We start from the raw sequence: 26,834 nt of genomic DNA on the forward strand, positions 1-26,834 counted from the left end.
CCAGCCCGTGACGTAGGATGGACGGGTTGCCCGTACGTCCGTCGTACGGTCCCGCATCCCGCGCCGCAGCAACCAGGCCGGCTCGCGCCGGTGAGATGTGCGCGCACGCACCCAAACCGTTGGAGACCATCGAAGTGAAGAGCGCCGTCGAGACCCTGGATCCCACCAAGGTCAAGCTGACCGTCGAGGTGGAGTACGACGAGCTCAAGCCGAGCATCGACCACGCCTACAAGCACATCGCGGAGCAGGTGAACATCCCCGGCTTCCGCAAGGGCAAGGTCCCCCCGCGCATCATCGACCAGCGGGTCGGCTGGGGCGCCGTCGTCGAGCACGCCGTGAACGACGCTCTCTCGGGCTTCTACCGCGACGCCGTGACGGCCGAGTCGCTGCGCCCGCTCGGTCAGCCGGAGGTCGAGGTGACCGAGGTCCCCGCGAACGCCGGCGAGGGCCAGCTCGCGTTCACCGCCGAGGTCGAGGTCCGCCCGGAGATCACCCTGCCGGACCTGTCGACCATCGAGATCGCCGTGGACTCGACCGAGGTCAGCGACGAGGACGTCACGGAGCGCCTCGACGCGCTGCGCGAGCGCTTCGGCACCCTCGTGGGCGTCGACCGGCCCGCCGTCGAGGGCGACTACATCGTCATCGACCTCAAGGCGGTCGTCGGCGACGAGGAGGTCGACTCGGTCTCCGGCGTCTCCTACCAGATCGGCGCCGGCAACATGCTGGACGGTCTGGACGAGGCCCTCACCGGCCTGTCGACGGACGAGACCACGACCTTCGTCACGAAGCTCGCCGGCGGCGAGCACGAGGGCGAGGAGGCGCAGGTCACCGTCACGGCCACCGCCGTCAAGGAGCGGGACCTGCCGACGCCGGACGACGACTTCGCCCAGCTCGCCTCGGAGTTCGACACCCTCGAGGAGCTGACCGCGGACCTGCGCGAGCAGGTCGCGTCGATCAAGACGTCGAACCAGGCCGTCGCCGCGCGCGACCTGCTGCTCGAGAAGCTGCTCGAGACCGTCGAGGTGCCGGTCCCGTCAGGCGCCGTCGAGGCCGAGGTGCACCGCCACCTGGAGTCGGAGGACCGGCTCGAGGACGACGAGCACCGGGCCGAGGTCACCGTGGACGCCACCAAGGCCCTCAAGAACCAGATCCTGCTCGACACGCTCGCCGAGAAGCTCGAGGTGCAGGTGGGCCAGGGCGAGCTCGTCGAGTACCTGGTGCAGGCGTCGCAGCAGTACGGCATGGACCCGAACCAGTTCATCTCCACGCTCGACCAGGGCGGTCAGATCCCCGCCATGGTCGGTGAGGTCGCGCGCTCCAAGGCGCTCGCCGTCGCCCTGCGCGAGATCGAGGTCAAGGACGCCGACGGCAACGTCGTCGACCTGGCCGAGTTCATCGGCACCGACGAGGAGGACGCCGCGACCGCCGAGGTCGAGGCCGCCGCCGAGACGACCGAGGACGCTGCCGTCGAGTCGACCGAGGCCGGCGAGGAGCAGCCCGAGGAGGCCGCGAAGGCCTGATCCAGGCTCGCCCCGCCGGCTCGTCCGGCGCCGTGTCCGACGGCCCGCGCCCCCTCCGGGGTGCGGGCCGTCGGCGTCTGTGGCGCGTCAGCCCGCCCCGACCGCCTGGTCCGCAGCTTGGCCCGCAGCTTGGCCCGCAGCTTGGTCCGCAGCTTGGTTCGCGGAGCGTGGGGACGGGCGTCGTTCGCCGCGGATCACCGCGGCGACGCCGAGGCCGGCGAGCACCAGCCCGGCCGCCGTGGCGGCGGTGAGCGGCTCGCCGAACAGTGCGGCCCCCGCGAGCGTCGTCGTCGGGACCACCAGGAACAGCAGGGCGTTGAGGAGCGTGACGTCCACGCGCCGCAGCAGGTACCAGTAGAGCCCGTAGGCCGCCAACGAGGGCACCAGCGCGAGGAACGTCACGGAGGCCCAGAAGCTCGGGTCGGCGGGCGGGACGGCCGTGCCGGTGGCGAGCGTCAGCACGGCGAGCGCCCCGGCGGCGACCGTCGTGTGCAGCGCCAGCATCGGCGTCGCGGGCAGCATCGCGGGCCGGCGACGCTCGAGGAACGTGGCGGCGACGAGCGAGGCCACCGCGACCAGCGGAAGCGCGTACGCCCAGGCGGGTGCCGTCGTGACGCGCACGTCGGCGGCGACGAGGAGCGTGACGCCGCCCAAGGCCGTCCCCAGCCCGAGCCACTGCGCACCGCGCACGTGCAGCCCCAGGAGCGGGCCGACGAGGGTGGCCACCAGTACCGGCTGCACGGCGTCCACGAGCGACGTCGCGCCCGTGCTCACGCCCAGCCCGATCGCGCCGTAGACGGGCAGCACGTACCCGACTTGGGAGAGCAGCCCGACCGCGATGTGGTGGGCCGCCGCCCGAGGGCGGACGAGGTGGGCCGCCGGGCCCGCGCGCGCCGGGAACCGCGGGCCGGTGCGTCGGCCCCGTGCTCGGCCGGCGAGGGCGAGCGTCGCGCTCAGCACCACGGCGACGACGAGGAACCGCCAGAGCAGCACCGTCTGCGCGGGGGCGCCGGCGGTCCCCACCTTCGCGGCGAGGAAGCCCGAGCTCCAGGACAGCACGAAGGCAGCCGAGGCGCCGACGAGGACGAGGCCCGGAGGTATACCGATCTGTTTAGTCATGCGTGCGACTATACAGACCGGTATAGTCGAACGCATGGCGGAGCAGAGCACCCTCACCCCGGCCGCGCGCAGGATCCTCGAGGCGGCGTCGCGGCTGTTCTACGCCCGCGGGCTGCACGCGGTCGGGGTCGACACGATCGCCGCGGAGGCGGGGGTCACCAAGAAGACGCTCTACGACCGCTTCGGCTCGAAGGAGGCGCTGGAGGTCGCTTACCTGCACGGCCGTGACGCCCGGTGGGAGGAGTTCCTCCGGGCACGCCTGGCCGAGCGTCCCGAGCCCGGGGTCGAGCGCGCGCTCGTGCTGTTCGATGCGGTCGCGGACTGGATGGCCGCGGAGGGCGGGCGGGGGTGCGCGGCGATCAACGCACGCGCGGAGATCGACGACCCGCAGCACCCGGTCGCCCTCGAGGTGTCGCGGCAGAAGGGGTGGGTCCGCGACCTGATGCGGGCCGAGTGCCGCGCCGCCGGCTTCGTCCACCCCGCCGAGCTCGCGGATGCGCTCGTGCTGCTCTACGACGGGGCCCTCGCCGGGTCGGGCACGGGCGTCCCCGCGGACCCGTTCGCCACCGCGCGTCGGGCGGCCCGCGCCCTGTGCGGGGCGCACGGGGGCTGAGCGCGTCCGCCGGCGGCGCCCTGTGTGCGCCCGCAGCGAAAGGCCCGCCGCCGGGACGTTTTGCGTGGCTGCCGCACGTTAGGGTCGATCGACGGCGATGACGAAGGAGATGGACGTGAACGACTTGCTGCGGATGGACGGTGCGGCGCCGGTGGCGCGCGCCGATGGCCCGGGACTCGGCCTCAACGACTCCATCTACAACCGGCTCCTCAAGGAGCGCATCATCTGGCTGGGCTCGGAGGTGCGCGACGAGAACGCGAACGCCATCTGCGCCCAGATGATGCTGCTGGCCGCGGAGGACCCGGACAAGGACATCTGGCTGTACATCAACAGCCCCGGCGGCTCCATCACGGCCGGCATGGCGATCTACGACACGATGCAGTACATCCAGCCCGACGTGGCGACCATCGCGATGGGCATGGCCGCCTCCATGGGGCAGTTCCTGCTCTCCTCGGGCACCAAGGGCAAGCGCTACATCACCCCCCACGCCCGCGTGCTGATGCACCAGCCTTCCGGCGGCGTCGGCGGCACCGCGACCGACGTGCGGATCGGGGCCCAGCTCATCATGCACATGAAGAAGGTCCTCGCCGAGCTGACGGCGGAGCAGACGGGCCAGCCGCTCGAGAAGATCCTCAAGGACAACGACCGCGACAGCTGGTTCACCGCTCCCGAGGCGCTCGAGTACGGCTTCGTCGACAGCCTCGTCACGACGGCCTCCTCGGTCTCCGGCGGTGGTGGCACGGCGGCGTCCTGATGCCGCGCCCACCCCGACCCAGCGAGGAACCCCAGACTTCCACCGAGGAGAGAACACCGTGAGCTACTCCGACGAGTACCAGTTCGCCATGCGGGCGCAGAGCCTGGCCGGCGCCGCCGGCCGCCCCGGCGGCGTCGCGCTGCCGCACGGCGCGCCGTCGTCCCGCTACGTCCTGCCGCAGTTCGAGGAGCGCACCGCCTACGGCTTCAAGCGCCAGGACCCCTACACCAAGCTGTTCGAGGACCGCATCATCTTCCTGGGCGTCCAGGTCGACGACGCGTCCGCGGACGACGTCATGGCGCAGCTGCTGGTCCTGGAGTCTCAGGACCCGGACCGCGACGTCATGATCTACATCAACTCCCCCGGGGGTTCGTTCACCGCCATGACGGCGCTGTACGACACGATGCAGTTCGTCAAGCCGCAGATCCAGACCGTCTGCCTCGGTCAGGCGGCGTCCGCCGCGGCCGTGCTGCTGGCGGCCGGGCAGAAGGGCAAGCGCCTCGCGCTGCCGAACGCGCGGGTGCTCATCCACCAGCCCGCGATGGAGGGCGGCGGCTACGCCCAGGCCTCGGACATCGAGATCCACGCCAACGAGCTGATCCGCATGCGGGAGTGGCTCGAGGAGACCCTCGCCCTGCACACGGGCAAGACCCAGGACCAGGTCCGCGACGACATCGAGCGCGACAAGATCCTCACGGCCGCCCAGGCCAAGGACTACGGGCTCGTCGACGAGGTGCTCGAGAGCCGCAAGCCGGCCGTCCTCACAGCGAGCTGACGTGCGACGGCGCGGGGTCCGCCGCCCCGGATGGGCGAATGTGGCGGACCCCGCGTAGCGACGCACCGAGGGGCGCGGCTGACAAGGCGGCCCCCGTGGTGTGGAATGGACGCAGGACCTGACCAGGCCCCGCAATCAGGACCAGCACTCAGGACATGGAGGCTCCCGGTGGCTCGGATCGGTGACGGTGCAGACCTGCTCAAGTGCTCGTTCTGCGGAAAGTCGCAGAAGCAGGTCAAGAAGCTGATCGCCGGCCCAGGCGTGTACATCTGCGACGAGTGCATCGACCTGTGCAACGAGATCATCGAGGAGGAGCTCGGCGAGGCGGCGGAGCTGGGGCTCACGGAGCTGCCCAAGCCGCGCGAGATCTTCGACTTCCTCGAGCAGTACGTGATCGGCCAGGAGCCCGCCAAGCGGGCCCTCGCGGTGGCGGTGTACAACCACTACAAGCGGGTGCAGGCGGGGGAGACGGCGCGCGACGGCGACGACGCCATCGAGATCGCGAAGTCGAACATCCTGCTCATCGGCCCCACCGGCACCGGCAAGACCTACCTCGCCCAGACGCTGGCCAAGATGCTCAACGTCCCCTTCGCCATCGCGGACGCCACGGCGCTCACGGAGGCCGGGTACGTGGGCGAGGACGTCGAGAACATCCTCCTCAAGCTGATCCAGGCCTCCGACTACGACGTCAAGAAGGCCGAGACCGGCATCATCTACATCGACGAGGTCGACAAGGTGGCCCGCAAGGCCGAGAACCCGTCGATCACGCGAGACGTCTCCGGCGAAGGCGTGCAGCAGGCGCTGCTGAAGATCATCGAGGGCACCACCGCGTCGGTACCCCCGCAGGGCGGGCGCAAGCACCCGCACCAGGAGTTCATCCAGATCGACACCACGAACGTGCTGTTCATCGTGGCCGGCGCATTCGCGGGGCTGGACGACATCGTCGCCTCCCGGTCTCGCAAGCGGGGCATCGGCTTCGGCGCCCCCATGGAGAGCACCGCCGACGAGGACCTGTTCGCGGAGGTCAGGCCCGAGGACCTGCAGAAGTACGGGCTCATCCCGGAGTTCATCGGGCGCCTGCCCGTCATCGCCGCGGTCTCGCCGCTCGACCGGGAGGCCCTGGTGCGCATCCTCACCGAGCCGCGCAACGCCCTCGTGAAGCAGTTCCAGCGGATGTTCGAGATCGACGGTGTCGAGCTGGAGTTCGAGACCGACGCCGTCGAGGCGATCGCCGAGCAGGCGCTGCTGCGGGGGACGGGCGCGCGCGGGCTGCGCGCCATCATGGAGGAGGTCCTCCAGCAGGTGATGTTCGACGTGCCGAGCCGCGACGACGTGGAGCGGGTGGTCGTGACGCGCGACGTCGTGCTGGAGAACGTGAACCCGACGATCGTGCCGCGCACGTCCCCGGTGCGCCGCCGCGCCCCGCGCGAGAAGAGCGCCTGAGCACCATCGCTGGTTGAGCCTGTCGAAACCCGGTTTCGACAGGCTCAACCAGCGTTTCGACAGGCTCAACCAGCGTAGAGGGCGTTGACCTCGCCGGCGAAGTCGCGCAGCACGAGATCCCGCTTCACCTTGAGGGACGGCGTGAGGTACTCGTTCGCCTCCGTGAAGTCACCCTCCAGCACCCGCACCTTGCGGATCGACTCGGCGCGGGACACGGCCGCATTGGCATCCTCGACGGCGGTGTCGAGGGCCGCGAGCACCCGCGGGTCGGTGCGCGCCGCACCCACCGACATGGGCGGGACGCCCTGCGTCGCGAGCCACCCCGGCAGCATCTCGGTGTCCAGGGTCACCAGGGCACCGATGAAGGGTCGGGCGTCGCCGACCACGACCACCTGCGAGACCAGCGAGTGGGCGCGCACCCGGTCCTCCAGGACGGCGGGCGCGACGTTCTTGCCGCCCGCCGTCACGATGATCTCCTTGGTGCGGCCGGTGATCCGCAGCTGCCCGTGGTCGAGCGCCCCGAGGTCGCCGGTGCGGAACCACCCGTCCACCAGGGCCTCGGCCGTCAGGTCGGGCCGTCCCCGGAACCCCCGGAACACGTGCGGGCCGGCGACGTGGACGGCGCCGTCGTCGTCCACCCGCACGGACGTCCCGGGGAAGGGCGGTCCGACGGTGCCGATGCGCAGGTCGGACGGCAGGTTCACCGCGGTGGGTGCGGTCGTCTCGGTGAGCCCGTACCCCTCCAGCACGGTGATCCCAGCACCGCGGAAGAAGTGGCCGAGCCGCTCGCCGAGCGGCGCACCGCCGGAGATCGCGTACCGCAGGCGCCCGCCCATCGCCGCGCGCAGCGCCCGGAAGACGAGGCGGTCGGCGACGGCGTGCCGCGCCCGGAGGGCGGCCGGCACGGTTCCGGCGTCGAGCGCCCGCGAGTACTCGCCCCCCACACGCGCGGCCCAGCCGAACACGCGGCGCCGTGCCCCCGACCCGGAGCGTTGCTCGGCCGAGTTGTAGACCTTCTCGAAGACGCGCGGCACGGCGAGGAGGAACGTGGGCCGGAACGTGCCGAGGTCCATCGTGAGCGTCCGGACGTCCGACAGGTGGCCGAGCACGCTGTTGCTGGCGATCGCGGCGACCTGGATGAGCCGCGCGAAGACGTGCGCGAGGGGAAGGAACAGCACCGTGCGAGCCCCGTCGGCGTCCAGCACCTCGGGGAGCGCCAGGCGGGCGTTCATCGCGAGGTGGGCGAAGTTGCCGTGTGTGAGCTCGGCGCCCTTGGGGCGACCCGTCGACCCGGACGTGTAGACGATCGTCGCGAGGTCGTCGCGCCGCACGGCGTCGCGGCGGGCCACCACGTCGCGCGCCGCCACGGTCGCCGCGGCCTCGCGGAGGTCGGCGACCGCGCCCGTCGAGATCACGAGGACGTCCTCGAGGCCGGGCAGGTCGTCGTGCACGTGCTTGACGGCGTCGGCGTGGGCCGGCGTCTCGACGATCACGAGCCGGGCGCCGGAGTCCGAGAGGATCCAGCGCACCTGGTCCGGGGACGACGTCTCGTAGACCGGCACGACCACCGCGCCCACCGCCCAGAGGGCGAAGTCGAGGAGCGTCCACTCGTAGCGCGTGCGCGACATGATGCCGACCCGGTCGCCCGCCTGGACGCTGTGGGCGACGAGACCGCGCGCGACCGTGAGGACGTCGGCGGCGAACTCCGCCGCCGTGACGGCGACCCACGGGCCGCCGGCCTGCTCCCGCCGCTCGATCAGCGTGCGGTCACCGGCCCGGGCGACGCGCTCCGCCAGCAGCGTGCTGATGCTCGTGCCCGCGGGCACGTCCACCAGGCTCGGCGTCGTCGCGACCGTCATCTGCTCACTCTCCGTGCGGGATGGCCCTTCGGCCGTGCGGTATCGAGGCCTGTCGAGGCCGAAGAGGGACCTTACACGCTCGCCACGCCTCGTAGGATCGACCCATGCACGACACCCCTGACGAGATGCCGCAGGAGATCCTCGGGCTGCGCGCGAGCATCGACAACATCGACGCGGCCCTGGTGCACCTGCTCGCGGAGCGGTTCAAGATGACCCGGCGGGTGGGCGAGCTCAAGGCCGTGGGCGGGCTCCCGCCGGCGGACCCTTCTCGCGACCGGCAGCAGGTGGACCGGCTCAAGGGCCTGGCGGAGGCCGCGGGGTTGGACCCGGAGTTCACCGAGCAGTTCCGCAACTTCATCGTCTCCGAGGTGATCCGGCACCACGAGATCATCGCCGCCGAGCACGCCGCGGGGCAGCTCAAGGGCGAGCTCCCGCCGCTGGACACCTACGCTTGAAGAGGTGAGATCTGACCTCGACCCGCGGGCCGAGGTCACCGGCCGGACGCAGTGGCGCCCGGCGCGGATCCGTCGCACGCTGGATGCCACAGCCGACGACGGAACCCTGGGGGAACCACGGATGAAGATCGACTGGCTCAAGCCCCTCGTCGGCCGTCCGGGACCGTTCGCGACCGTCTACCTGGACGCGACGCGCTCGGCCGAGGCGGGCGACAAGGACGTCGCGAACCGCTGGCGAGCGGTGCGACGCTCCCTCGAGCGGCAGGCAGCACCCGCCGCGGTGCTCGACCAGCTCGAGGAGGTGGCGCTGCGGCCCACGTGGGCCGCCGGCACACACGGCAGAGTCCTGATCGCGGGGGACGACGGCGTGGTCGTCGATCGCGTGCTGCGCAATCCGCCCGCCGTCGCGACCGGGGTGTGGCTGCCCGTCCCCGCCCTGCTGCAGGCGGCCCTCGCCGCCGACGAGGCGGTCGACGCCCTGTGCGTCGCCGTCGACCGCAGCGGCGCCGACTTCTGGCCCTGCGACGCCGGCGGCCGGCCGAACGGCTCCCGCGAGACCTACACGGCCCCGCACGACGAGGTGAGCAAGACCTCGAGCCCGGGGACCAAGCGGGCGACGATCGAGGCGCGGGCGGAGGACTCGTGGGGGCGCAACGCCACGGCGATCGCCGCCGAGATCGACCGCCGCGTGGCCGAGCACCGGCCGGAGGTGCTGCTCCTGACCGGCGACGTGCGCACCGTCAAGCTCGTGCGCGCCGCGCTGGGCCAGGACGCCGACCGCCGGGCCGTCGAGGTCGCGGGCGGCGGGCGTGGCCCCGGGATCCGCGCCGGCGACTTCGCGGCGCACGTCGAGGACGCCCTGGACTCCTACCGGGAGCGCCGCCGGGAGTCGGTGCTGGCGGAGTACCGGCAGGACCAGGGCCGCGAGGAGGGCGCCGTGTCGTCGATCGACGACGTCGTCGCGGTGCTCTCGCGCGGGCAGGTCAAGGCCCTGGTGCTCGCCGAGCAGATCGCCCTGGACGCCGCCTCGGCGCTGGCGGCCTCGGACGCCGCCGCCGGGGGAGCGGGTGGGGTCAACGGCCTGCTGGGCGGCCGCACGCTGTGGATCGGCCCGGACCCGATGCACATCGCGACGTCGCAGGAGGACCTCGCAGACCTCGGCGTCACCGACGGCCTGGAGGAGCTGCCGGCGACGTCGGCGCTGCTGCGGGCGGCGATCGGGCAGGACGCGGGTCTGACGTTCGCGCCCGAGGGGTCCGTCGACCTGATGGACGGCGTCGGCGCCACGCTGCGCTGGCACGACGACGGGACGCCCAAGGAGGTCGCCGCCACCATGAGCGGTGACGGCGACCGGTTCACGACGCCCCGGTAGCTTCCCGCTGGTTGAGCCTGTCGAAACCGAGCTGGGTTTCGACAAGCTCAACCGGCGGCGGCGAGGTCAGGCCTTGGGCTTCTTGGCCGGGGGCTCGCCGAGCTCGGACGCCGTGACGACGATGCCGCCCTGGACGTCGGCGTTGCCCTGGCCCTCGGTGGCCTCGACGAGGTCGAGAGGGCCGGAGGCGCGGCCCGCGCCGCGGACGTCGTCGAGCGCGGACCGCACGCCGTCGAGCAGCGCGGCGGGCACGGCCATCGAGGCGCTGAGGATGGGCGTGCGCATCGAGACCTTGGCCTCGGACTTGATCTTGCGCAGCGCGGCGAGGGCGTGCCCGGCCGCGGTGAGCTGGACGGGGTCGGAGTCCGCGGCGGCGGCGCGCAGCGGCGCTGCCACCGGCCAGGCCGCGTGGTGCACCGAGCCGGCGCGCCACCACGACCAGACCTCCTCGGTGGCGAACGGCAGGAACGGCGCCAGGAGCCGCAGCAGGGTGTCGACGGCGACGGCCAGTGCGGTGCGGGCCGACTCGGTCTCGGCGGTGACCTCGGTGGCCGCGGCGCCCGCGCCGTACGCGCGGTCCTTGACCAGCTCGAGGTAGTCGTCACAGAAGGCCCAGAAGAACGTCTCGGTGACCTCGAGCGCGCGGGTGTGGTCGTAGGCCTCGAACGCGGCCGTTGCCTGCTCCACGACCTTCGCCAGGCCGGAGAGCATCGCGCGGTCCAGCGGCACGGTGACCCGGGCCGGGTCGAGCACGATCTCCCCGGCGCCCGACTCGGGGTCCACCCCGAACGTGAGCGCGAACTTCGACGCGTTGAGCACCTTGATCGCCAGGCGGCGGCCGATCTTCATCTGGCCGACCTCGAACGCCGCGTCCGTGCCGAGCCGGGCCGCCGCGGCCCAGTAGCGCACGGCGTCGGCCCCGTGCTCCTCGAGCAGGCCCATCGGCGTGACGACGTTGCCCTTGGACTTGGACATCTTCTTGCGGTCCGGGTCGAGGATCCAGCCGCTGATGGCGGCGTGCTTCCAGGGCAGGACGCCGCACTCGAGGTGCGAGCGCACCACCGAGGAGAACAGCCAGGTGCGGATGATGTCCTGGCCCTGCGGGCGCAGGTCCATCGGGTAGACGCGCCCGAAGAGGTCCGGGTCCCGCTCCCAGCCCGACACGATCAGCGGGGACAGGGAGGACGTGGCCCAGGTGTCCATGACGTCGGCGTCGCCGACGAAGCCGCCGGGCTCGCCGCGCTGGGACTCGTCGTAGCCGGCCGGGGCCTGCGACGTCGGGTCGACGGGCAGCTCGGCCTCCGAGGGCACGATCGGGTGCTCGTGGTCGACGTCGCCGGACGCGGTGATCGGGTACCAGAGCGGCACGGCCACGCCGAAGAAGCGCTGGCGGGAGATGAGCCAGTCGCCGTTGAGGCCGTTCACCCAGTTCTCGTAGCGCACGCGCATGAAGTCGGGGTGGAAGTCGAGCTCCTTGCCGCGGGCGAGCAGCTCGGCCTTCAGGTCACGCGCCTCCCAGTCCCGCCCGCCGTTGCGGATGTACCACTGACGGGAGGTGACGATCTCGAGGGGCTTGTCGCCCTTCTCGTAGAAGTTCGTCATGCGCTGGGTGGCCGTGGGCTCGCCGTCGAGGTCGCCGGACTCGCGCAGCGCGTCCACCACGGCGGTGCGGGCGGAGAACGCCGTCTTGCCCGCGAGGGCCTCGGCGTACAGCTGCTCACCGGGGCCGCCGGCGATCCAGGCGGGGGTCTCGCGGCTCAGGCGCCCGTCGCGCTGGATGACGGAGCGCGTGGCGAGCTGCAGCTCGCGCCACCACTGTACGTCGGTGAGGTCGCCGAAGGTGCAGCACATGGCGATGCCCGCGCCCTTGTCCCTCGAGGCCGCCGGATGCGCGAGCACGGGCACCTCGACGCCGAACAGGGGAGAGGTGACGGTGGTGCCGAACAGGCCCCGATACCGCTCGTCGTCAGGGTGGGCGATCAGCGCCACCGCCGCGGGGATCAGCTCCGGGCGGGTGGTCTCGATGTACAGGGGGGTGCCGTCGGGCTGGTGGAAGGCGACCCGGTGGTAGAACCCGGGGTACTCGCGGGCCTCGAGCTCGGCCTGCGCCACCGCCGTCTGGAACGTGACGTCCCACAGGCCCGGCGCCTCGGCCTGGTAGGCCTCGCCGCGCGCAAGGTTGCGCAGGAAGGCGCGCTGGGACGCGGAGCGGGAGGTGGCGTCGATGGTCTGGTAGTTCTGCGCCCAGTCGACCGAGAGGCCCAGGCGGCGCCACAGCTCCTCGAACTGGCGCTCGTCGTCGGCGGTGAGCCGCTCGCACAGCTCGATGAAGTTGCGGCGGCTGACCGGCACCTGGTCGCCGGGCTTGACGTTCTTGCCGTCGGTGCCCTGGTGCGGCGGCTCGAAGCCCTCGACGTAGGGGAGCGACGGGTCGCAGCGCACGCCGAAGTAGTTCTGCACCCGGCGCTCGGTGGGCAGGCCGTTGTCGTCCCAGCCCATCGGGTAGAAGACCTTCTTGCCCCGCATGCGCCAGAAGCGCGCCACCGTGTCCGTGTGCGTGTAGCTGAACACGTGGCCCACGTGCAGGGAGCCCGAGACCGTGGGCGGCGGCGTGTCGATCGAGTACACCTGCTCGCGCGTGGCGGAGCGGTCGAAGGCGTAGGTGCCCTCGGCGGTCCAGCGCTCGTCGAAACGCTGCTCCAGCCCGTCGAGGCTGACCCGGTCCGGTACCTCCCGGACCACCGCGCGCACGACGTCGCCGGCTACGGCGTCGGCGGAGCTGCCGGTGGCCGAGCTCGCTGCGGGGGGCTGCGCGGGCGCGGTCGGCGCCTCGTGGGTCGGGAAGTCGCTCATGGTCGGCCATTCTCCCAGATCCACGGCGGCGCTCGAATCGGCGCGATCTCACGACTCGAACCCGTGTTTCGCTCCATGGACAGACGCCCTGACCTGCGCCGGAAGCGTCGTACCGGTGACGTCGGCGCGGTCTCCGTGCTGTGCATCCTGTCGTCCGCGCCGTCGATCAAACTGGGCCCCGGCCACGAGCCAGAACCTCGCGATCACCACGCTCGGCCTGGTCGAGCGCAGGCTCACGGCGTGGCAGGCCAACCCTGACGGCAGCACCGAGGCGGTGCCCGACCTCGCCACCGACACCGGCACCGCCGTCACGCTCGGGCGCGACGAGGAGTGGGACCAGGCCACGGACGACGTTCGGACCGCCGGCCCCGACTCGATCGTCTTCGAGCTCGGCGGGGCCGAGACCGTCGTGGCGCAGCGGCTCGTCGCCGACGCGGGCGACGACCAGTTCGCGTTCGGCGCGACCTTCGTCCCGGCGGCGCAGCTCGCCAGGTGGCCGTCATGCAGGCGGGGCACGTCGTGGAGACCGGGCCGACGGCCCGCGTGCTGGGCGCGCCGCAGGAGGAGTACGCCCGGCTGCTCGTGGGCACCGCACCGGTGGCCGACCCTGAGCTCCCGTCCCTGAGCTCCCGTCCCTGAGCTCCCGACCTGAGCTCCCGACCTGAGCTCCCGGCCCGACGACGGCGTGAGCGGGGGCGGCACGGGTTCCTCTGAGACAGATCTCTGACTAAAGTCAGAGGTATGGCGGACGGGGTGGAGAGCGCGGTCGGGGACGTCGACGGGCAGGTGGCCGTCGTGCGGCGGTTCAACCGCAGCTACACGCAGCGCGTGGGCGCGCTCGAGGACTCGTTCCTCGGCACGGGGATGCCGCTCGGCACCGCGCGGCTGCTGTTCGAGATCGGCACCGAGCCCGGCACCACGCGCGACCTGCGCGCCCGGCTCGGCCTCGACTCGGGGTACCTGAGCCGCCTGCTGCGCCGCCTGGAGGCCGGCGGGCTCGTCGCCGTCGTGCCCGACCCCGACGACCGACGTCGCCGGCGCGTGGACCTCACCCCCGCCGGCCGCCGCGCCTGGGCGGACCTCGAGCGACGCTCCGCCGACCGCGCCCGCGACCTGGTCACGCCGCTCACGCCGCGCCAGCGCGCCCGGCTCGCGGCGGCGCTCGCGGAGGCCGACCTCCTGGTGCGCGCCGCGACCGTCACGCTCGAGCGCGTGGACCCGGCGGCGGCGCTCGCACGCGCCGCCGTCAGGGCCTATGTGACCGAGCTGGACGAGCGCTTCCCCGGCGGCTTCGCCATCGACGACGCCGACGCCGACGCGGACCGGCTGCGCCCGCCGTCGGGGGCGTTCGTCGTGGCGACGAGCGACGGCGAGCCCGTCGCCTGCGGCGGGGTGCAGTCCCTCTCCGACGGGGCAGCCGGCGGCGTGGGGGAGATCAAGCGCATGTGGGTGCACCCCGGCTGGCGCGGCGCCGGCCTCGGCTCCAGGCTGCTGCGGCACCTGGAGGGCGTGGGTCGCGACCTCGGCCACGACCAGGTGCGGCTCGACACCAACGGCACCCTCACCGAGGCCGTCGCCATGTACGAGCGCGCGGGCTACCGGCCGATCCCGCGGTACAACGACAACCCGTACGCCGAGCACTTCTTCGCCAAGCACCTGCGGTGACGGGGATAAGGTCGGTGGATGGCTGCCAACCCCGACCTGACCATCGGCTATGCCGCGATGCTCGAGCAGTTCCATCCCACCGACGTCCTCGACTTCTCCGCCTACGCGGAGGAGCACGGCTTCTCCGGCGTCATGGCCGCCGACCACTTCCAGCCCTGGGTGCCGCAGCAGGGCGAGGCGGCGTTCGTGTGGAACGTGCTGGCCGCCCTCGGCGAGCGCACCCGTGGCGACCTCGGGCCCGGCGTGACCGCCCCGACGTTCCGCTGGCACCCGGCGATGGTGGCCCAGGCCTCCGCCACGCTGGCGGCGATGTACCCCGGGCGGCACTGGCTCGGGCTCGGCTCGGGCGAGGCCCTCAACGAGCACGTCGTGGCCGGCTACTGGCCCGAGGCCCCGGAGCGGATCAACCGCATGTTCGAGGCCATCGACATCATCAAGAAGCTGTTCCAGTCGGGGACCGACGGCAAGGACGTCAAGCACTCGGGGCAGTACTACAAGATGGAGTCCACCCGGCTGTGGACCATGCCGGAGGTGCCGCCGGAGATCCTCGTCGCCACGGCCGGCCCGATCACCGCGAAGCGTGCCGGCAAGCACGCCGACGGGCTCATCACCGTCGGGGCGCCGCTGGAGAAGATCGAGATGCTGTTCGGCAAGTTCGACGACGGGGTGCGCGAGTCGGGTCGTGACCCGCAGGGCATGCCCAAGGTGCTGCAGGTGCACATGTCGTGGGCGGGCACCGACGAGGAAGCGCTCGCGAACGCGATGACGGAGTGGCCGAACGGCGGCATGAAGTTCCCCAAGGCCGACATCCGCTCGCCGCACGACTTCGCGCAGATGGCCAAGCTCGTGCGCCCCGAGGACTTCGAGGGCCGCATGGTCATCTCCTCGGACCCCGACGAGCACCGCGCGGCGATCCAGAAGTACGTGGACCTCGGCTTCGACCGGATCTACCTGCACAACGTGGGTCGCAACCAGCGGGAGTGGATCGAGGTCTTCGGCCGCGAGGTGCTGCCGAAGCTGGTGCGGTGAGCGGCCACTCGCCGGTCGGGCCCGTCGAGACCTCCCCGCCGGGCGCGCGGATCTCGGCGTGGGCCCTCGACGGCTTCCCCGAGGTGCGCCCCGGCGACGACCTCGTCGCGCTCGTGGGCGACCTGCTGGGCGGGGTCTCGACGAGCTCGACCGGCGAGGACGCGCTCGCCGAGGACGCGCTCGCCGAGGGTGACGTCGTCGTGGTGACGTCGAAGATCGTGTCGAAGGCGGAGGGCCGCGTGGTCCGTGCCGACGACCGCGAGCAGGCGATCACCGACGAGACAGTGCGCGTGGTCGCGACGCGGGAACGCCCGGGCGGCCTGGCGCCGCTGCGCATCGTCGAGAACCGGCTGGGGCTGGTCATGGCCGCGGCGGGCGTCGACGCGTCGAACACGCCGGAGGGCACGGTGCTGCTGCTGCCCGAGGACCCGGACGCGTCCGCCCGCGCGCTGCGCGCTGCGCTGCGGAGCCGGTTCGGTCTGGACCGCCTCGGCGTCGTCGTGACGGACACCGCGGGCCGCCCGTGGCGGGACGGCCTGACGGACATCGCGATCGGGGCGGCCGGCGTCGCCGTCGTGGACGACCTGCGCGGGGGCGTCGACGAGCACGGTCGTCCGCTGTCGGCGACCGTGACGGCCGTGGTCGACGAGGTCGCCGCCGCCTCCGAGCTGGTGCGGGGCAAGGCCGACGGCCGGCCCGTGGCGGTGGTGCGAGGGCTCGGGCGGTACGTCCTCGCGGGCGACGGGTTCGACGGCGACGGGCCCGGCGCGCGCACGCTGGTGCGGCCCAGCGTCGACGACCTCTTCCGCGAGGGCAGCGCCGAGGCCTACGCCCGCGGGATCGCCGACGCCCGGGCGCACAGTCCGGCGAGGTAGCGCCCGGAAACCGCTCGCGCCCGGAGCCGGCGCTCGCCTACGGTGCCACCATGCTCCCCGCCGACTGGATCGCCCACCGCCGCCCGGACGACCGCGAGCCCCTGGGCTGGCTCCGCCCCGACGGCGACGCGTGGGTGGCGGTGTCCCTGATCGGGCGCGAGCTGAGCGGGCCGGTCGACTGGACGAGCGCGGAGGAGGCCCTCGAGGAGGTGGGGCTGTCCTGGATGGCCGACGTGTGGATGTTCGAGCGCGCCGACGACGACCCTCTGCGGGTGCGGCTGGTCGAGGTGACCCCGGACCGCGTGGTCGTGCAGACCGACGACTTCGGCGCCATCGACGTCCCCGTCGAGCGGTTCGAGCTGCCGTGGCCGGCACCGGCGGCGCTGCGCCCGCGCCGGGACGGCGACCCGGACGGTCGCATCAGCTGGCGTCGGTGACGCCCTCGTAGAGACCGATCCGGTTGCCGTCGAGGTCCTCGAACACGGCCCACCAGCTCGTCGGGCTGATCTCGGACTTCGCCATGATCACGACGCCGCCCAGCTCGGTCGACTTCGCGAGCGTGTCGTCGATCGAGTCGACCTCGACGTAGCTGCGCGGCTGGGCGAAGCCCTCGCTGCGGGGCGCGAGCCCGCCGCCGCTGATCTCGTTGGGCGCGCGCCACATGGGGTAGTCCTCGAACCCGGGCGGCGCCTCGATCTGCCAGCCGAACAGGCCGGAGTAGAACCCCTTGGCGCGGTCCATGTCCGTCACGGGGATGTCGATGTGCGTGATGTCGCCGTGAGCCATCGTCGTGCTCCCTCGCTGATCGCCGGAACCCCCGCCTGCCTCAGGCTAGAGCCGTCCCCGGTCGTCCGCTCGGCGCGTCGGCCGCAGCGTGGAGGACCCATCGGCGCCGCGTCTGGGAGCCTGCTCCTATGACCGCATCGAGCACCATCGACCTCACGACCCGCCACGGGCAGCGTGCCGCGGAACGTCTCCGCACGGAGGAGGTCGTCTGGCTCACGACGGTCGACCCGGCGGGCATGCCCCAGCCCACGCCGGTGTGGTTCCTCTGGCTCCCCGCCGACCCCCACGACAACGCCGACGGTCCGGCCGAGGGGCCCGGGATCGGCGAGATCACGGTGGTCTCGCGCCCGGGCACGGCGAAGCTGCGCAACCTCAGCGCCCGGCCTCAGGCCGCGCTCCACTTCAACACGGACTCCAGCGGGGACGACGTGGTCGTGCTCCTGGGACGAGCCCAGGTCGACGAGGGCGGACTCGGCGCGGAGCAGGTTGCGGTGTTCGACGCGAAGTACCTGGCGGCGATCCGCCGGCTCGGGAGCACGCCCGAGCGGTTCCACGAGGACTACCGCATGCTCCTGCGAATCGTGCCCGAGCGGCTGCGCGGCTGGTAGCCGGAGCCCGACGCCGAGCTGCTCGGCGCTGGCCTCTTCGACGAGGTCCTCCACGAGGTGCGTGCGGGCCTCGTGGATGGTGATGGGTTCGGCGGCGGTATGAGTGCCGGAGGTAAGGACCGGTCGGCGCGGCGCGTGGCGCTGGCCGCCGTCGCCGTCGCCGCGGCCGGGCTCGTCACGCTCGCCTCGCCCGCCGGTACCCGCCGGTGCCCGCCGACCTCGTCGACGTGACGTGCGGCGTCGCGCAGACCTCGCGCTTCTCGGAGGCGCAGTACCCGGGCGTCGCGCCGCAGCTCGACGCGGTCACCGACGACACGGACCTCGTTACCGGTCCGCGTGCTCCGCGACCGGCGTCGGCGTGCCGTCGGTGAGGTGCACCAGCTCGTCGAACGTCGTCGGGAAGACCGTCTTCGCGTGCCCGGCGGCCGCCCACACGACGTCGTGCTCGCGCAGGGCCTCGTCGACGTAGGTGCGCACCGGGGCCGGGTGCCCGACCGGCGCGACGCCGCCGATCACCTGACCGGTGGCGTCGCGCACGGTCTCCTTGCTCGCCCGCCCGAGCCGGCCGCCGAGGCGCGCGCCGAGAAAGTCGGTGTCCACGCGGTGGACGCCACTGGTCAGCACCAGCACGGGTTCGTCGTCCAGCGTGAAGACCAGCGAGTTCGCGATCGCCCCGACCGGCACGCCGAGGGCGTCGGCCGCACGGGCGGCGGTGGTGGCGGTGTCGTCGAGCCAACGGATCTCGCCGTCGGCCCCGCGGGCGTCGAGCGCCGCGCGGACCCGGTCGACGGCGGGGTGGGACGGCGCCGGACCGGCGGCGGGCGCGGGCGCCGTGGCGGCGCTGGCGACGGCGCTCCCGCGCGCCTCGTCGTCCGGGGTGACGTTGTCGCCCGAGAGCCAGCGCAGCCATACGGTGCGGGGGTCGCCCTCGAGGACGAGCGCCCGCACCAGCAGGGTGAGCGGGATCGCGAGGATCGCGCCGAGCGGGCCGATGACGAAGGTCCAGAAGACCACCGACATGAAGCTGAGGGTGATGCTGAGGCTGACGGCGTCCGAGACGAACTTCGGCTGCACGAGCACCTGAAGCACCACGTTCACCACGCTGTAGACCGCGGCCACCGCGAGGGCGAGGGGCCACCCGCCCACGACGAACGCCATGATCACGGGCGGGATGAGGCCGAGCACGAAGCCGATGTTCGGGACGAAGTTGGTGACGAACGCGAGGATGGCCCACACGACGGGCGCGGGCACGCTGAGCATTGCCAGGGCGAAGCCGTCGATGACGGCGACGACCGCACCGAACGAGGCGTTGACCACGAAGTAGCGCCGCACCCCGGAGCTGAACCGGGCGGCGCGGTCGATCTGCCCGCCGTGCGTGGCTCCGAACAGGCGCGACGCGGTGGAGTACCGCGCGCCGTCGGCCGCCATGAAGATCGCATAGGCGAGCACGAAGAAGAAGGCGGTCGCGACCGACAGCGCCATGCCGCTCACGCTGCCGGCGACCGCCAGGAGCCGCGACGGCTCCAGGAACGACGTCGCGGTGTCGGCGATCTGGGCGTCCAGGCCCAGATCGGACAGCTGGGCCGCGACGCTGTCGAGGGACTGCTCGAGCTTGCCGAGGTAGTCGGTGACGAGGTCGGCGAACTGGAACCCGGCGAACACGAGCATCGCGAGCAGGGCCGCGATGATGAGGTATGCCACGACGATCACCGCCGTGGTCGCCGCCCACCGCGGCCACCCGCGGCGCTCGAGGGGAAGGCGCACCGGGTGGCAGATGATCACGATCACCGCGGCGACGAACAGCGGCGCCAGGATCTCCGCGGCCCAGTGCACGCCGAGGAGGAGGAGCACGGCGGCGCCCAGGGTCAGCAGGGTGCGGGTCGCGGGCGTCAGGCCCGCCGGAGCCGTCGTCGGGGTGCCGGGCGCGGGCGCCGGAGTGGAGTTCACCCCGTGACCCTAGCGACCGGGACGGGCGACGGCGCGCTCGGCTGCGGCGCGGTTCAGATCCATCGCTTCCAGCGAAATACCGCGAAGAGCGCCACGCTCACCGCGAGCATGCCCACGAGCGCGGCCGGGTACCCCCAGGACCAGTGGGTCTCGGGCATGACGTCGAAGTTCATGCCGTAGATCGTCCCGACCAGGGTCGGCGCGAAGAGGATCGCCGCCCACCCGGAGATCTTCTTGACCTCCTCGCCCTGGCGGATGCTCACCTCGGTGAGGTGCGTCATCTCCTCGTTCTGCCGCTGGGCCACGAGCGTGGCGTTGACGGTGAGGATGTCGCGCAGCGCGGCGCGGAACGACTCGACGCGGTCGGCCGCCTCGGTGAGGTGGTCGGCGACGTCGCGCAGGTACGCCTGCATCTCCTCGGTGACGCCGTACTTCTCCGCGCCCTTGGCGAGCGACCCGCAGACCCGTTGAAGGGGCCGCACCGCCCGCTGGAACTCCACGACCTCGCGCGAGAGCTCGTAGATGCGCCGGGACACCGCCGCGTCGCCGCCGAACACCTCGGACTCGATCTCGTCGATGTCGCCGTCCAGGCCGGCGACGACGGGCGCGTAGTCATCGACGACGCGGTCCACGATCGCGTACAGCACCGACTCCGGCCCGCGGGCGAGCATGGCCGGGTGCGCCTCCAGATGGGTGCGCACCGCGGCGAGGTCCGGGCACGCGCCGTGGCGCACGGTGACGACGAAGTCGGGCCCGACGAACACGTGCAGCTCGGAGAACTCGACCTCCTCGGCCTGATCCACGTACCGGGCGGCGTGCAGGACGACGAACAGCGTCTCGCCGTAGCGCTCGATCTTGGGGCGCTGGTGCGCCACGATCGCGTCTTCGACGGCGAGGGGGTGCAGGTCGAACTCGCGCGCGAGCGACGCGAGCTCGTTCTCGTCGGGGCGGTCCAGCCCGATCCAGGCCATCCCGCCCGGGTGGGAGCGGAGCTCGCGGAACGTGTCGGCGAGCCGGGTGAAGCCGGCGACGCGGCGGCCGTCCGCGTCGTACAGGGCGGCCTCGACGACGGACCGGCCGGGCACGTCACGCCGGCCTGCGGGATCGGGATCGCGGCCCTCGGCGTCGGTGCGGCCGAGACGGGCGCCGGCGCCCGCCGCCGGGCCGAGCCGGCGGGGGCGCAACGCGCCGAGGAGAGGGCTGTTGCGCAGCGTGCGGGAGCTGGAGGTGCGGGCAGGCGTGATGGACATGGGGACTCCGAGGGCAGAGACGGACGGCTGCGTGCGTCGGTCCCGCGACTGCGGCTGCGGCGACCCCGATGACGAGGGAGGCGCTGGAGAGATGGACGGCGCGGGGGAGCGGTGCTCGCGCGTGCCGTGACCGCCCGACGGTGCGGGCGGGAGCCGTCAGTCGCGGCTCGGACTACTAGGAGGCTCGCTACGGGTCATGTGCGCGCACCTCCCACGACTCCTGCGGCGGGCTGCCGCTGCTTCTCAGGCCGAGGGACAGTCTAGCGTCGCGGGTCGACGACGAGCATCCCCGCGCGGGGTGATGTGGCCAACCCCGGCAGGAGCCCCGCGCCCTCCTCGAGCCCGACGACCCGCTCGACCAGGTCCTGGGGGCGGAGCCGCCCCGCCTCGACGAGCGCGAGCAGCTCCGGGTAGTCGGCGGTGGCCATGCCGTGGCTGCCCAGCACGTCGAGCTCCCAGCCGATCACCCGGAACATCGGCACGCGGGGGTGCCCCTCGACCGGCGGCAGGAGGCCCACCTGCACGTGCCGGCCCCGGCGCCGCAGGGTCCCGATCGCGTCCGCGCAGGTGTTCTCGCTGCCGACGGCGTCGATGCTGACGTGCGACCCGCCGGTCAGCTCCTGCACGGCGGCGGGCACGTCGACGTCTTCCGCGGCGAGGACGGTGTGCTCGGCGCCGACGCGACGGGCGGCATCGAGCGCGCCCTCGTGCCGGTCGACGGCCACGACCCGGGCGCCGAGGGCGCTCGCGACCATGACGGCGCTGAGCCCGACGCCGCCCGCCCCGACCACGGTGACCCACTCGCCTGGGCGTACCCGGGCGCGCCCCGCGACCGCGCGGTACGCCGTCGCGAACCGGCAGCCGAGGCTCGCGGCCGTGGCGTCGTCGACGTCGTCGGGCAGGGCCACGAGGTTGGCGTCGGCGGCGTGCAGCACGACCAGCTCGGCGAACGAGCCCGCGTGCGTGAACCCGGGCTGCGTCTGGTCCGGGCAGACCTGGGACTGCCCCGAGCGGCACCACTCGCAGTGGCCGCAGCCGCACACGAACGGCGAGGTGACGCGGTCCCCGACGCGCCAGCGCCCGACGCCGTCGCCCACGGCGGCGACGACGCCCGCGAGCTCGTGGCCGGGGATGTGGGGGAGCGTGGTGATGTCCGTGTCGTGCCCCGCCCATGCGTGCCAGTCGCTGAGGCACAGCCCGCTCGCGTGCACGCGCACGACGACGCCACCCGGCGGCGCGGACGGCTCGGGCACGTCGCGGACCGAGACCGGGCCGCGGAACTGGTCGAACGTCATCGCGCGCACGCGACGATCCAACCACCTCGCGCCGACCGCAGGGTGGGCGGTCGTGCGGACGGAGCGGACCGGCCCGCACTCCCGCCGGCTGAACGTCGAGCGACCGTGGGCCTGACCCAAGTCACGATTGGGCCACGGCGACCTGGCGCGGCTAGCGTGCGCGCGTGACCCAGACCCGGTCGCGGGCGACGACGCTCGCGTGCACGCTGTTCCTCCTCGTCCTCGCCGCGCTCGCCGTGTGGTCGGTGCTGCCCCCGTCCCCGCGGGCGGCGGACGCGCCCGCCGACGAGTTCAGCGCCGAGCGCGCCTTCGCGACGGTCGAGGCGATCAGCACCGACGTGCACCCGCACGGCACGGCCGCCGCGGCGGAGGTCCGTGACCTGATCGTGGGCGACCTCGAGGACCTCGGGCTCGCCCCGGAGGTGACCGACAGCGTGGGGATGTCCGGGCGGCTGGGCGACCAGTCGCGGGTGGCCGCGGTGCGCAACGTCGTCGCGACGATCCCCGGCACGGCGTCCACCGGCCCGGTGTTCCTCGTCGCCCACTACGACTCGGCCGAGGTGTCGCACGGCGCCAACGACGATGGCGCCGGCGTCGCGACCCTCCTCGAGACGGCGCGCGCGCTGGCCGAGGGGCCGGCGCTGCGGGGCGACGTCGTGCTCGTGTTCACCGACGCGGAGGAGGCGTGCCTGTGCGGCGCCGAGGCGTTCGCGCACGCCGACCCGCGCGCGGCGGACGGCGGGGTGGTGCTGAACTTCGAGGCCCGTGGTTCGTCCGGCCCGGCGATCATGTTCGAGACGTCCGACGGCAACGCCGCGCTCGTGGACGCGTACGCGCAGGTGCCGTACCCGGTGGGCAGCTCGCTCGCCGTCGAGGTGTACCGGATCCTGCCGAACGACACCGACTTCTCGCCGTTCCTCGACGATCCGGACGGCCGGTTCACCGGCCTCAACTCCGCCTACCTCGACGGCTCCGCGATATACCACGCGCCCCAGGACACGCCGGACCGCATGTCGCACGCCAGCCTGCAGCACCACGGTTCGAACGCCCTCGCCCTCGTCCGGACGCTCGGCGACGCGGACGCGGACGCGGACGCGGGGGCGCTCGCCGAGCCGTCGGCGAACGACGCGACGTACTTTCCCCTGCCCGGCAGCGTGCTCGTCCGGTACCCGGGCTGGCTGGTGTGGCCGCTCGCGATCGCGGCGGTGCTCGCCGTCGGCGCGCTCGCGGTCGTCCTGGCGCGCCGCCGGAAGGTGCTCGGCGATCGGACGTCGGCCGGCCGGCTCGCGCTCGGTTTTGTCTCGGCGCTGATCCCCCTGGTGGGGGCCGTGCTCGGCTCGATGGCGCTGTGGTGGCTGATGGTCACGGTGCGCCCCGGCTACGACGAGATGCTCGACCCGTGGCGGCCCTGGGGCTTCCGGGTCGCGCTGCTCGGCGTCGTCGCCCTGGTCCTGACGGGCTGGTTCGTGGGGCTGCGACGCCGGCTGGGCGCGGCGGCCCTCGCCGTCGGAGCGCTCGGCTGGCTCGCCGTGGGTGGCGTGGTGCTCGCGGCGGCGGCGCCCGGCGGCTCCTACCTGGCGGCGCTGCCGGCGCTCGGGGGCGCGGTGGCGGGGATCGTCGCGACCACCGCGGCCCGCGGAGCCGTGGGCCGGCGCGTGGCCGTGACGCTCGGCGCCGCGGCCGGGGTTCTGGTCCTCGTGCCGATCGTGCTGCTGTTCTTCCCCGCGCTGGGTCTGGCGACGGGAGCCGCGCCCGCGGCCGTCGCCGCGCTGCTCGGCCTGGCTCTGGTGCCCGTGCTCGCGGTGCTGCTGCCGCGCCGGCGGGCCGGCGGGTGGCTCGTCGGCACCTGCGGGGCGCTCACCGTCGTGGCCCTGGTCGCAGGCTTCGTCGTCGACCGGTTCGACGCCGAGCACCCCGAGCCGACGGCGCTCGCCTATTACCTCGATGCCGACAGCGGCGAGGCGCACTGGCTCTCCGACGAGGGCACGCCCAGCGGGTGGACGGGGAAGTTCGTGGACGAGCGGTCGACGGACTTCCCGATCCTTGCCGACGAGGTCTGGGCGGGCGACGCCGAGGCTGCGGACCTGAACCCCGCCGTCGTCGACCTGACCGGCGACGAGACCGTGGGCGAGGAGCGAACCATGTCGTTCACCGTGCGGCCCGGCGGGCAGGTCGGCACCAGCGACGCGCTGCGGTACGTCGAGCTCGACGCCGAGGGCGTGGTGTCGGCCTCCCTCGCGGGCCGCGAGGTGCCCGTGTCGGACGGCGTCCTCGACGCGCGGTTCTACGCGCCGACGGAGCTGGGCGTCGAGGTCGTGGTGACCGTCCCGGCGGGCCAGGACCTGGCGCTGCGGCTCACCGAGGCCGGCGGCGGCCTGGAAGGACTGCCCGGCTTCGTCGAGCGCCCGGAGGGCGTCGCCGCGGCGGGCTCGCACACGTCCGAGCTGGTGCTGGTCGGCGCGTCGGTCACGCTCTGAGGGACGAAGAGGCCGGAATGAGCCGGCGAATGACTGCAGCCCCGGACGGTTCTGGACCGCATCCTTCCGTGGGTCATGTTCATCGTGATCGCCGAGGCGGCGGGGACGCACCGCCAGGAGCATCAACGGTTCGGCGTCCTGGAACCGGGCGACGAGTGTCCAGTGATCGGACTGGGGATCGATCGCTGACATGGCGCCGAAGTAGAAGGTGAGCCACCGACCACCGGCATGGCAGATCAGACGTCGGTCGGACACGATCAGGCGCGCGACCTGATGCTCGAGGCGCCTGCCGACCCGCTACGTGGTGAGCAGCAGCTGCATCCCCGCGCTCCGCGCTGCTCGGCGGTCGAACGTCATGACGGCACTGCAACCCGCTTCGGCCGCGGCTCGGGCAATCAGGGCATCGGCGAAGTCGGCGCCATCGACCGTTCGGCGGACGGCAGCGCGGACGGTGTCCGATCGCTCGACCCGCAACTCCTGCGAGGCCAGGAGCGCCTCCACGAAATCCCGACGCCGGTCGACGGGAACGTCGTAGGCGCGCCCGAGGACCCACCAGCACTCGACCAGCACGATGAGCGGGACGAGCCCGGGTTCGTCGGTGGTGAAACCGTCGATCAGGTCGTCGGCGAGCGCAGTCTGTTCGGCGTCATCCCGGACGACGTACCGGACGAGCACGTTGGTGTCGATACCGATCACCGGTTGCCCTCCCCGGCGGACTCGGTGATCGCGCTGTCCATCTCCTCGATGCTCACGGCATGCTCGGGCGGCGCGCCGAAAAAGCCTTTGAGCGAGGCGACGGGCCGCGTGGCGGGAACCAGCTCATAGTTGCCGTCGGGCAGCTCGACGAAGTCCACCCGATCGCCGGCACTCAGGCCGAGCGAGTTCCGCACGGAGGCGGGAATGGTGATCTGGCCCTTGGACGTCACGGTCGCTGTTGCCATGGGTCCACCTTACCGGCCTGAGGATTCCTTACTCAAGGGTAAGGTGCTGGCGGTCTGTGCCGAGGGGCAGCAGGTGAAGCGGGCCGGGCGACCGCGTCGGCCAGCCGCCTCGGCGCCTGGATGCAGTAGGAGTCGGTGAGCAGCTCGGCGAGCTCTTCCCAGTCGGTGCCGTCGTCTAGCAGGACACCGACGACGTTGCTGCCCCAGCCGGCGCGGAAGTACGGCGGGCCGAGGTGCTCGAAGGCCCGCACCTCCTCGGGCTCCGCCCGGAACGTGACGCGGATGCGCTGGTCCTCGCCGCCGAAGACGTGTGCCACGGTGGCGCCGCGGACCCGCCACCGGACGCCTGTCCAGGCATCCTCCTCGGCGCACTCCGGGAAGCCGAGCAGGCCGCGGAGCCGCTCGACGTGCTCGGGTGGGACGTCGGGTCGGTCGGGCATGGTGCGAATCTGTCACGCCCCACCGACACGACGGCGCGCCCGGGAGCCGACCGCCGCTACCGCACGTCCCGGGCGTTCGGCTGCCAGACGTCGCCCTCCAGCCCGAAGGAGATGATGCGGCCCGGGTGGATGCGGATGATCTCCCGGCTGAAGCCGGCCCTGGGCGCGTGCCCACCGATGTCGATCGTGCCCGCGTCCGGGTCGAGGAAGAACCCGACCGGGGCGTTCTGCAGGCCCCCGTCGGGGCGCCGCGTCGCGAGGCGTCCCAGGTGCTGACCCCACAGGTACTCGAGCTCGGCGTCCGTAAAGATGTCCATACAGGCCAGCGTGCGACCTGAACCCTGGTTCAGGTCAGTCAACCGTAGACGGACGTCTGGGCTGGTGGCACGATCGCGGCATGGTGAACAGTGAGCACGGTCCGGCCCTCGAACCGAACGACCTCGGGCGGATGTTCGTCGAGCGGGTGAACGCGGGCGACCTCGACGGCCTCGTCGCCCTGTACGAGCCCGACGCCGTCTTCGCCTTCCCGCCCGGGGAGCAGCAGGTAGGCCGGGAGGCGATCCGGGCGGTACTCGCGCCCATCCTCGCCGACCGGCCGCAGCTCAGCCCCGGCGTGCCGGCGCCCGCGCTGGTCCAGGGCGACCTGGCGCTGACCTCCACCCGGCTGGACACGGGCGCCGTGACGGCCGAGGTCGCCCGTCGTCAGGCCGACGGGACCTGGCTGTGGGTGCTGGACCAGCCCGCCATCGCCTGACGGT

Annotated in this window: 27 protein-coding genes and 1 pseudogene; 16 read left to right on the top strand and 12 right to left on the bottom strand. The window is 73.0% G+C overall.

Annotated elements, in window-relative coordinates; all coding sequences use genetic code 11:
• The first annotated feature begins 134 nt into the window (after positions 1–134).
• Positions 135–1,520 carry a trigger factor gene (tig, locus tag AC1C2W_RS04920; RefSeq protein ID WP_495390193.1) on the top strand — a complete coding sequence of 462 codons (1,386 nt, stop codon included), beginning with the start codon at positions 135–137 and terminating at the stop codon, positions 1,518–1,520.
• Positions 1,521–1,607: 87 nt separating this feature from the next.
• On the opposite strand, the gene AC1C2W_RS04925 is transcribed toward tig, so the two are convergent.
• Entirely contained in the window at positions 1,608–2,639 is a 1,032-nt protein-coding gene (locus AC1C2W_RS04925; protein WP_495390194.1) for a DMT family transporter, read from the bottom strand.
• Between the two features lie 34 nt (positions 2,640–2,673).
• Here AC1C2W_RS04925 and AC1C2W_RS04930 point away from each other — a divergent pair, with 34 nt between their 5' ends.
• The 4 genes from AC1C2W_RS04930 (at position 2,674) to clpX (ending at position 6,224) form a co-directional block, all read left to right on the top strand.
• The gene (locus tag AC1C2W_RS04930) at positions 2,674–3,252 is read left to right on the top strand and encodes a TetR/AcrR family transcriptional regulator (RefSeq protein WP_495390195.1); all 579 of its coding nucleotides are present in this window, start codon (positions 2,674–2,676) and stop codon (positions 3,250–3,252) included.
• Positions 3,253–3,361: 109 nt separating this feature from the next.
• On the top strand, positions 3,362–4,006 hold the full coding sequence (locus AC1C2W_RS04935) for an ATP-dependent Clp protease proteolytic subunit (protein WP_495390432.1): 645 nt from the start codon (positions 3,362–3,364) through the stop codon (positions 4,004–4,006).
• An 88-nt stretch (positions 4,007–4,094) separates the two neighbouring features.
• A complete protein-coding gene (locus tag AC1C2W_RS04940) occupies positions 4,095–4,781 on the top strand; it encodes an ATP-dependent Clp protease proteolytic subunit (protein WP_495390433.1) in 687 nt (228 codons plus the stop codon).
• A 168-nt stretch (positions 4,782–4,949) separates the two neighbouring features.
• A complete protein-coding gene (gene clpX, locus AC1C2W_RS04945) occupies positions 4,950–6,224 on the top strand; it encodes an ATP-dependent Clp protease ATP-binding subunit ClpX (RefSeq protein ID WP_495390196.1) in 1,275 nt (424 codons plus the stop codon).
• A 65-nt stretch (positions 6,225–6,289) separates the two neighbouring features.
• Here the strand turns inward: clpX and AC1C2W_RS04950 are convergent, their stop codons facing one another.
• Complete coding sequence (locus tag AC1C2W_RS04950) at positions 6,290–8,083, bottom strand: AMP-dependent synthetase/ligase (protein WP_495412531.1); 1,794 nt, start codon at positions 8,081–8,083, stop codon at positions 6,290–6,292.
• Positions 8,084–8,187: 104 nt separating this feature from the next.
• Here AC1C2W_RS04950 and AC1C2W_RS04955 point away from each other — a divergent pair, with 104 nt between their 5' ends.
• A complete protein-coding gene (locus AC1C2W_RS04955) occupies positions 8,188–8,538 on the top strand; it encodes a chorismate mutase (RefSeq protein ID WP_495390198.1) in 351 nt (116 codons plus the stop codon).
• Positions 8,539–8,542: 4 nt separating this feature from the next.
• On the top strand, positions 8,543–9,910 hold the full coding sequence (locus tag AC1C2W_RS04960; RefSeq protein WP_495390199.1) for a baeRF2 domain-containing protein: 1,368 nt from the start codon (positions 8,543–8,545) through the stop codon (positions 9,908–9,910).
• 66 nt (positions 9,911–9,976) lie between these two features.
• Here AC1C2W_RS04960 and valS read toward each other — a convergent pair whose 3' ends face one another.
• Entirely contained in the window at positions 9,977–12,763 is a 2,787-nt protein-coding gene (gene valS / locus AC1C2W_RS04965) for a valine--tRNA ligase (RefSeq protein ID WP_495412532.1), read from the bottom strand.
• A 115-nt stretch (positions 12,764–12,878) separates the two neighbouring features.
• On the opposite strand from valS, the gene AC1C2W_RS04970 reads away from it, so the two are divergent.
• The 5 genes from AC1C2W_RS04970 (at position 12,879) to AC1C2W_RS04990 (ending at position 16,769) form a co-directional block, all read left to right on the top strand.
• Positions 12,879–13,388 carry a hypothetical protein gene (locus tag AC1C2W_RS04970; RefSeq protein WP_495412533.1) on the top strand — a complete coding sequence of 170 codons (510 nt, stop codon included), beginning with the start codon at positions 12,879–12,881 and terminating at the stop codon, positions 13,386–13,388.
• A 116-nt stretch (positions 13,389–13,504) separates the two neighbouring features.
• On the top strand, positions 13,505–14,428 hold the full coding sequence (locus AC1C2W_RS04975; protein ID WP_495412534.1) for a bifunctional helix-turn-helix transcriptional regulator/GNAT family N-acetyltransferase: 924 nt from the start codon (positions 13,505–13,507) through the stop codon (positions 14,426–14,428).
• A gap of 18 nt (positions 14,429–14,446) precedes the next feature.
• On the top strand, positions 14,447–15,457 hold the full coding sequence (locus AC1C2W_RS04980) for a TIGR03557 family F420-dependent LLM class oxidoreductase (protein ID WP_495390203.1): 1,011 nt from the start codon (positions 14,447–14,449) through the stop codon (positions 15,455–15,457).
• Complete coding sequence (gene cofE, locus AC1C2W_RS04985; RefSeq protein ID WP_495390204.1) at positions 15,454–16,332, top strand: coenzyme F420-0:L-glutamate ligase; 879 nt, start codon at positions 15,454–15,456, stop codon at positions 16,330–16,332. Before AC1C2W_RS04980 ends, cofE begins: the two co-directional genes overlap by 4 nt.
• A 50-nt stretch (positions 16,333–16,382) precedes the next feature.
• A complete protein-coding gene (locus AC1C2W_RS04990) occupies positions 16,383–16,769 on the top strand; it encodes a hypothetical protein (RefSeq protein ID WP_495390205.1) in 387 nt (128 codons plus the stop codon).
• Here the strand turns inward: AC1C2W_RS04990 and AC1C2W_RS04995 are convergent.
• On the bottom strand, positions 16,753–17,118 hold the full coding sequence (locus AC1C2W_RS04995) for a VOC family protein (RefSeq protein ID WP_495390206.1): 366 nt from the start codon (positions 17,116–17,118) through the stop codon (positions 16,753–16,755). The genes AC1C2W_RS04990 and AC1C2W_RS04995 overlap by 17 nt on opposite strands.
• Positions 17,119–17,246: 128 nt before the next feature.
• On the opposite strand from AC1C2W_RS04995, the gene AC1C2W_RS05000 reads away from it, so the two are divergent.
• Together AC1C2W_RS05000 and AC1C2W_RS05005 are read left to right on the top strand one after the other, a co-directional pair.
• Positions 17,247–17,726: a pyridoxamine 5'-phosphate oxidase family protein gene (locus AC1C2W_RS05000; protein ID WP_495412535.1), complete on the top strand. Its 480-nt coding sequence runs from the start codon at positions 17,247–17,249 to the stop codon at positions 17,724–17,726.
• A gap of 99 nt (positions 17,727–17,825) precedes the next feature.
• Positions 17,826–17,957, top strand: coding sequence for a hypothetical protein (locus tag AC1C2W_RS05005; RefSeq protein ID WP_495390208.1), 132 nt, complete (start codon positions 17,826–17,828; stop codon positions 17,955–17,957).
• A gap of 93 nt (positions 17,958–18,050) precedes the next feature.
• On the opposite strand, the gene AC1C2W_RS05010 is transcribed toward AC1C2W_RS05005, so the two are convergent.
• From AC1C2W_RS05010 to AC1C2W_RS05025, 4 genes and pseudogenes are all read right to left on the bottom strand, one after another.
• Positions 18,051–18,632: a YbaK/EbsC family protein gene (locus AC1C2W_RS05010; protein WP_495390434.1), complete on the bottom strand. Its 582-nt coding sequence runs from the start codon at positions 18,630–18,632 to the stop codon at positions 18,051–18,053.
• Between the two features lie 87 nt (positions 18,633–18,719).
• Positions 18,720–19,673, bottom strand: a pseudogene (locus AC1C2W_RS05015) (AI-2E family transporter); the annotation flags it as partial.
• Positions 19,674–19,726: 53 nt separating this feature from the next.
• Positions 19,727–20,923: a magnesium and cobalt transport protein CorA gene (locus AC1C2W_RS05020; protein ID WP_495390209.1), complete on the bottom strand. Its 1,197-nt coding sequence runs from the start codon at positions 20,921–20,923 to the stop codon at positions 19,727–19,729.
• Between the two features lie 260 nt (positions 20,924–21,183).
• The gene (locus tag AC1C2W_RS05025; protein ID WP_495412536.1) at positions 21,184–22,227 is read right to left on the bottom strand and encodes an alcohol dehydrogenase catalytic domain-containing protein; all 1,044 of its coding nucleotides are present in this window, start codon (positions 22,225–22,227) and stop codon (positions 21,184–21,186) included.
• A gap of 155 nt (positions 22,228–22,382) precedes the next feature.
• Between AC1C2W_RS05025 and AC1C2W_RS05030 the strand changes: the two genes are divergently transcribed.
• Positions 22,383–24,695 carry a M28 family peptidase gene (locus tag AC1C2W_RS05030; RefSeq protein ID WP_495412537.1) on the top strand — a complete coding sequence of 771 codons (2,313 nt, stop codon included), beginning with the start codon at positions 22,383–22,385 and terminating at the stop codon, positions 24,693–24,695.
• A 297-nt stretch (positions 24,696–24,992) separates the two neighbouring features.
• Here AC1C2W_RS05030 and AC1C2W_RS05035 read toward each other — a convergent pair whose 3' ends face one another.
• The 4 genes from AC1C2W_RS05035 to AC1C2W_RS05050 are packed head-to-tail and all read right to left on the bottom strand — an operon-like array spanning position 24,993 to position 26,393.
• On the bottom strand, positions 24,993–25,391 hold the full coding sequence (locus AC1C2W_RS05035) for a type II toxin-antitoxin system VapC family toxin (protein WP_495412538.1): 399 nt from the start codon (positions 25,389–25,391) through the stop codon (positions 24,993–24,995).
• Positions 25,388–25,636, bottom strand: coding sequence for an AbrB/MazE/SpoVT family DNA-binding domain-containing protein (locus tag AC1C2W_RS05040; RefSeq protein ID WP_495412539.1), 249 nt, complete (start codon positions 25,634–25,636; stop codon positions 25,388–25,390). The genes AC1C2W_RS05035 and AC1C2W_RS05040 overlap by 4 nt, the downstream gene beginning before the upstream one ends.
• Before the next feature lie 32 nt (positions 25,637–25,668).
• Positions 25,669–26,076, bottom strand: a complete 408-nt coding sequence (locus AC1C2W_RS05045) for an MmcQ/YjbR family DNA-binding protein (protein WP_495390214.1) — start codon at positions 26,074–26,076, stop codon at positions 25,669–25,671.
• Positions 26,077–26,132: 56 nt separating this feature from the next.
• Positions 26,133–26,393: a PNPOx family protein gene (locus AC1C2W_RS05050; RefSeq protein WP_495390215.1), complete on the bottom strand. Its 261-nt coding sequence runs from the start codon at positions 26,391–26,393 to the stop codon at positions 26,133–26,135.
• A gap of 80 nt (positions 26,394–26,473) precedes the next feature.
• Here AC1C2W_RS05050 and AC1C2W_RS05055 point away from each other — a divergent pair, with 80 nt between their 5' ends.
• The gene (locus AC1C2W_RS05055; RefSeq protein ID WP_495412540.1) at positions 26,474–26,830 is read left to right on the top strand and encodes a YybH family protein; all 357 of its coding nucleotides are present in this window, start codon (positions 26,474–26,476) and stop codon (positions 26,828–26,830) included.
• The last annotated feature ends 4 nt before the right edge of the window (positions 26,831–26,834 follow it).

It is taken from the genome of Isoptericola sp. Y581, assembly GCF_059445475.1.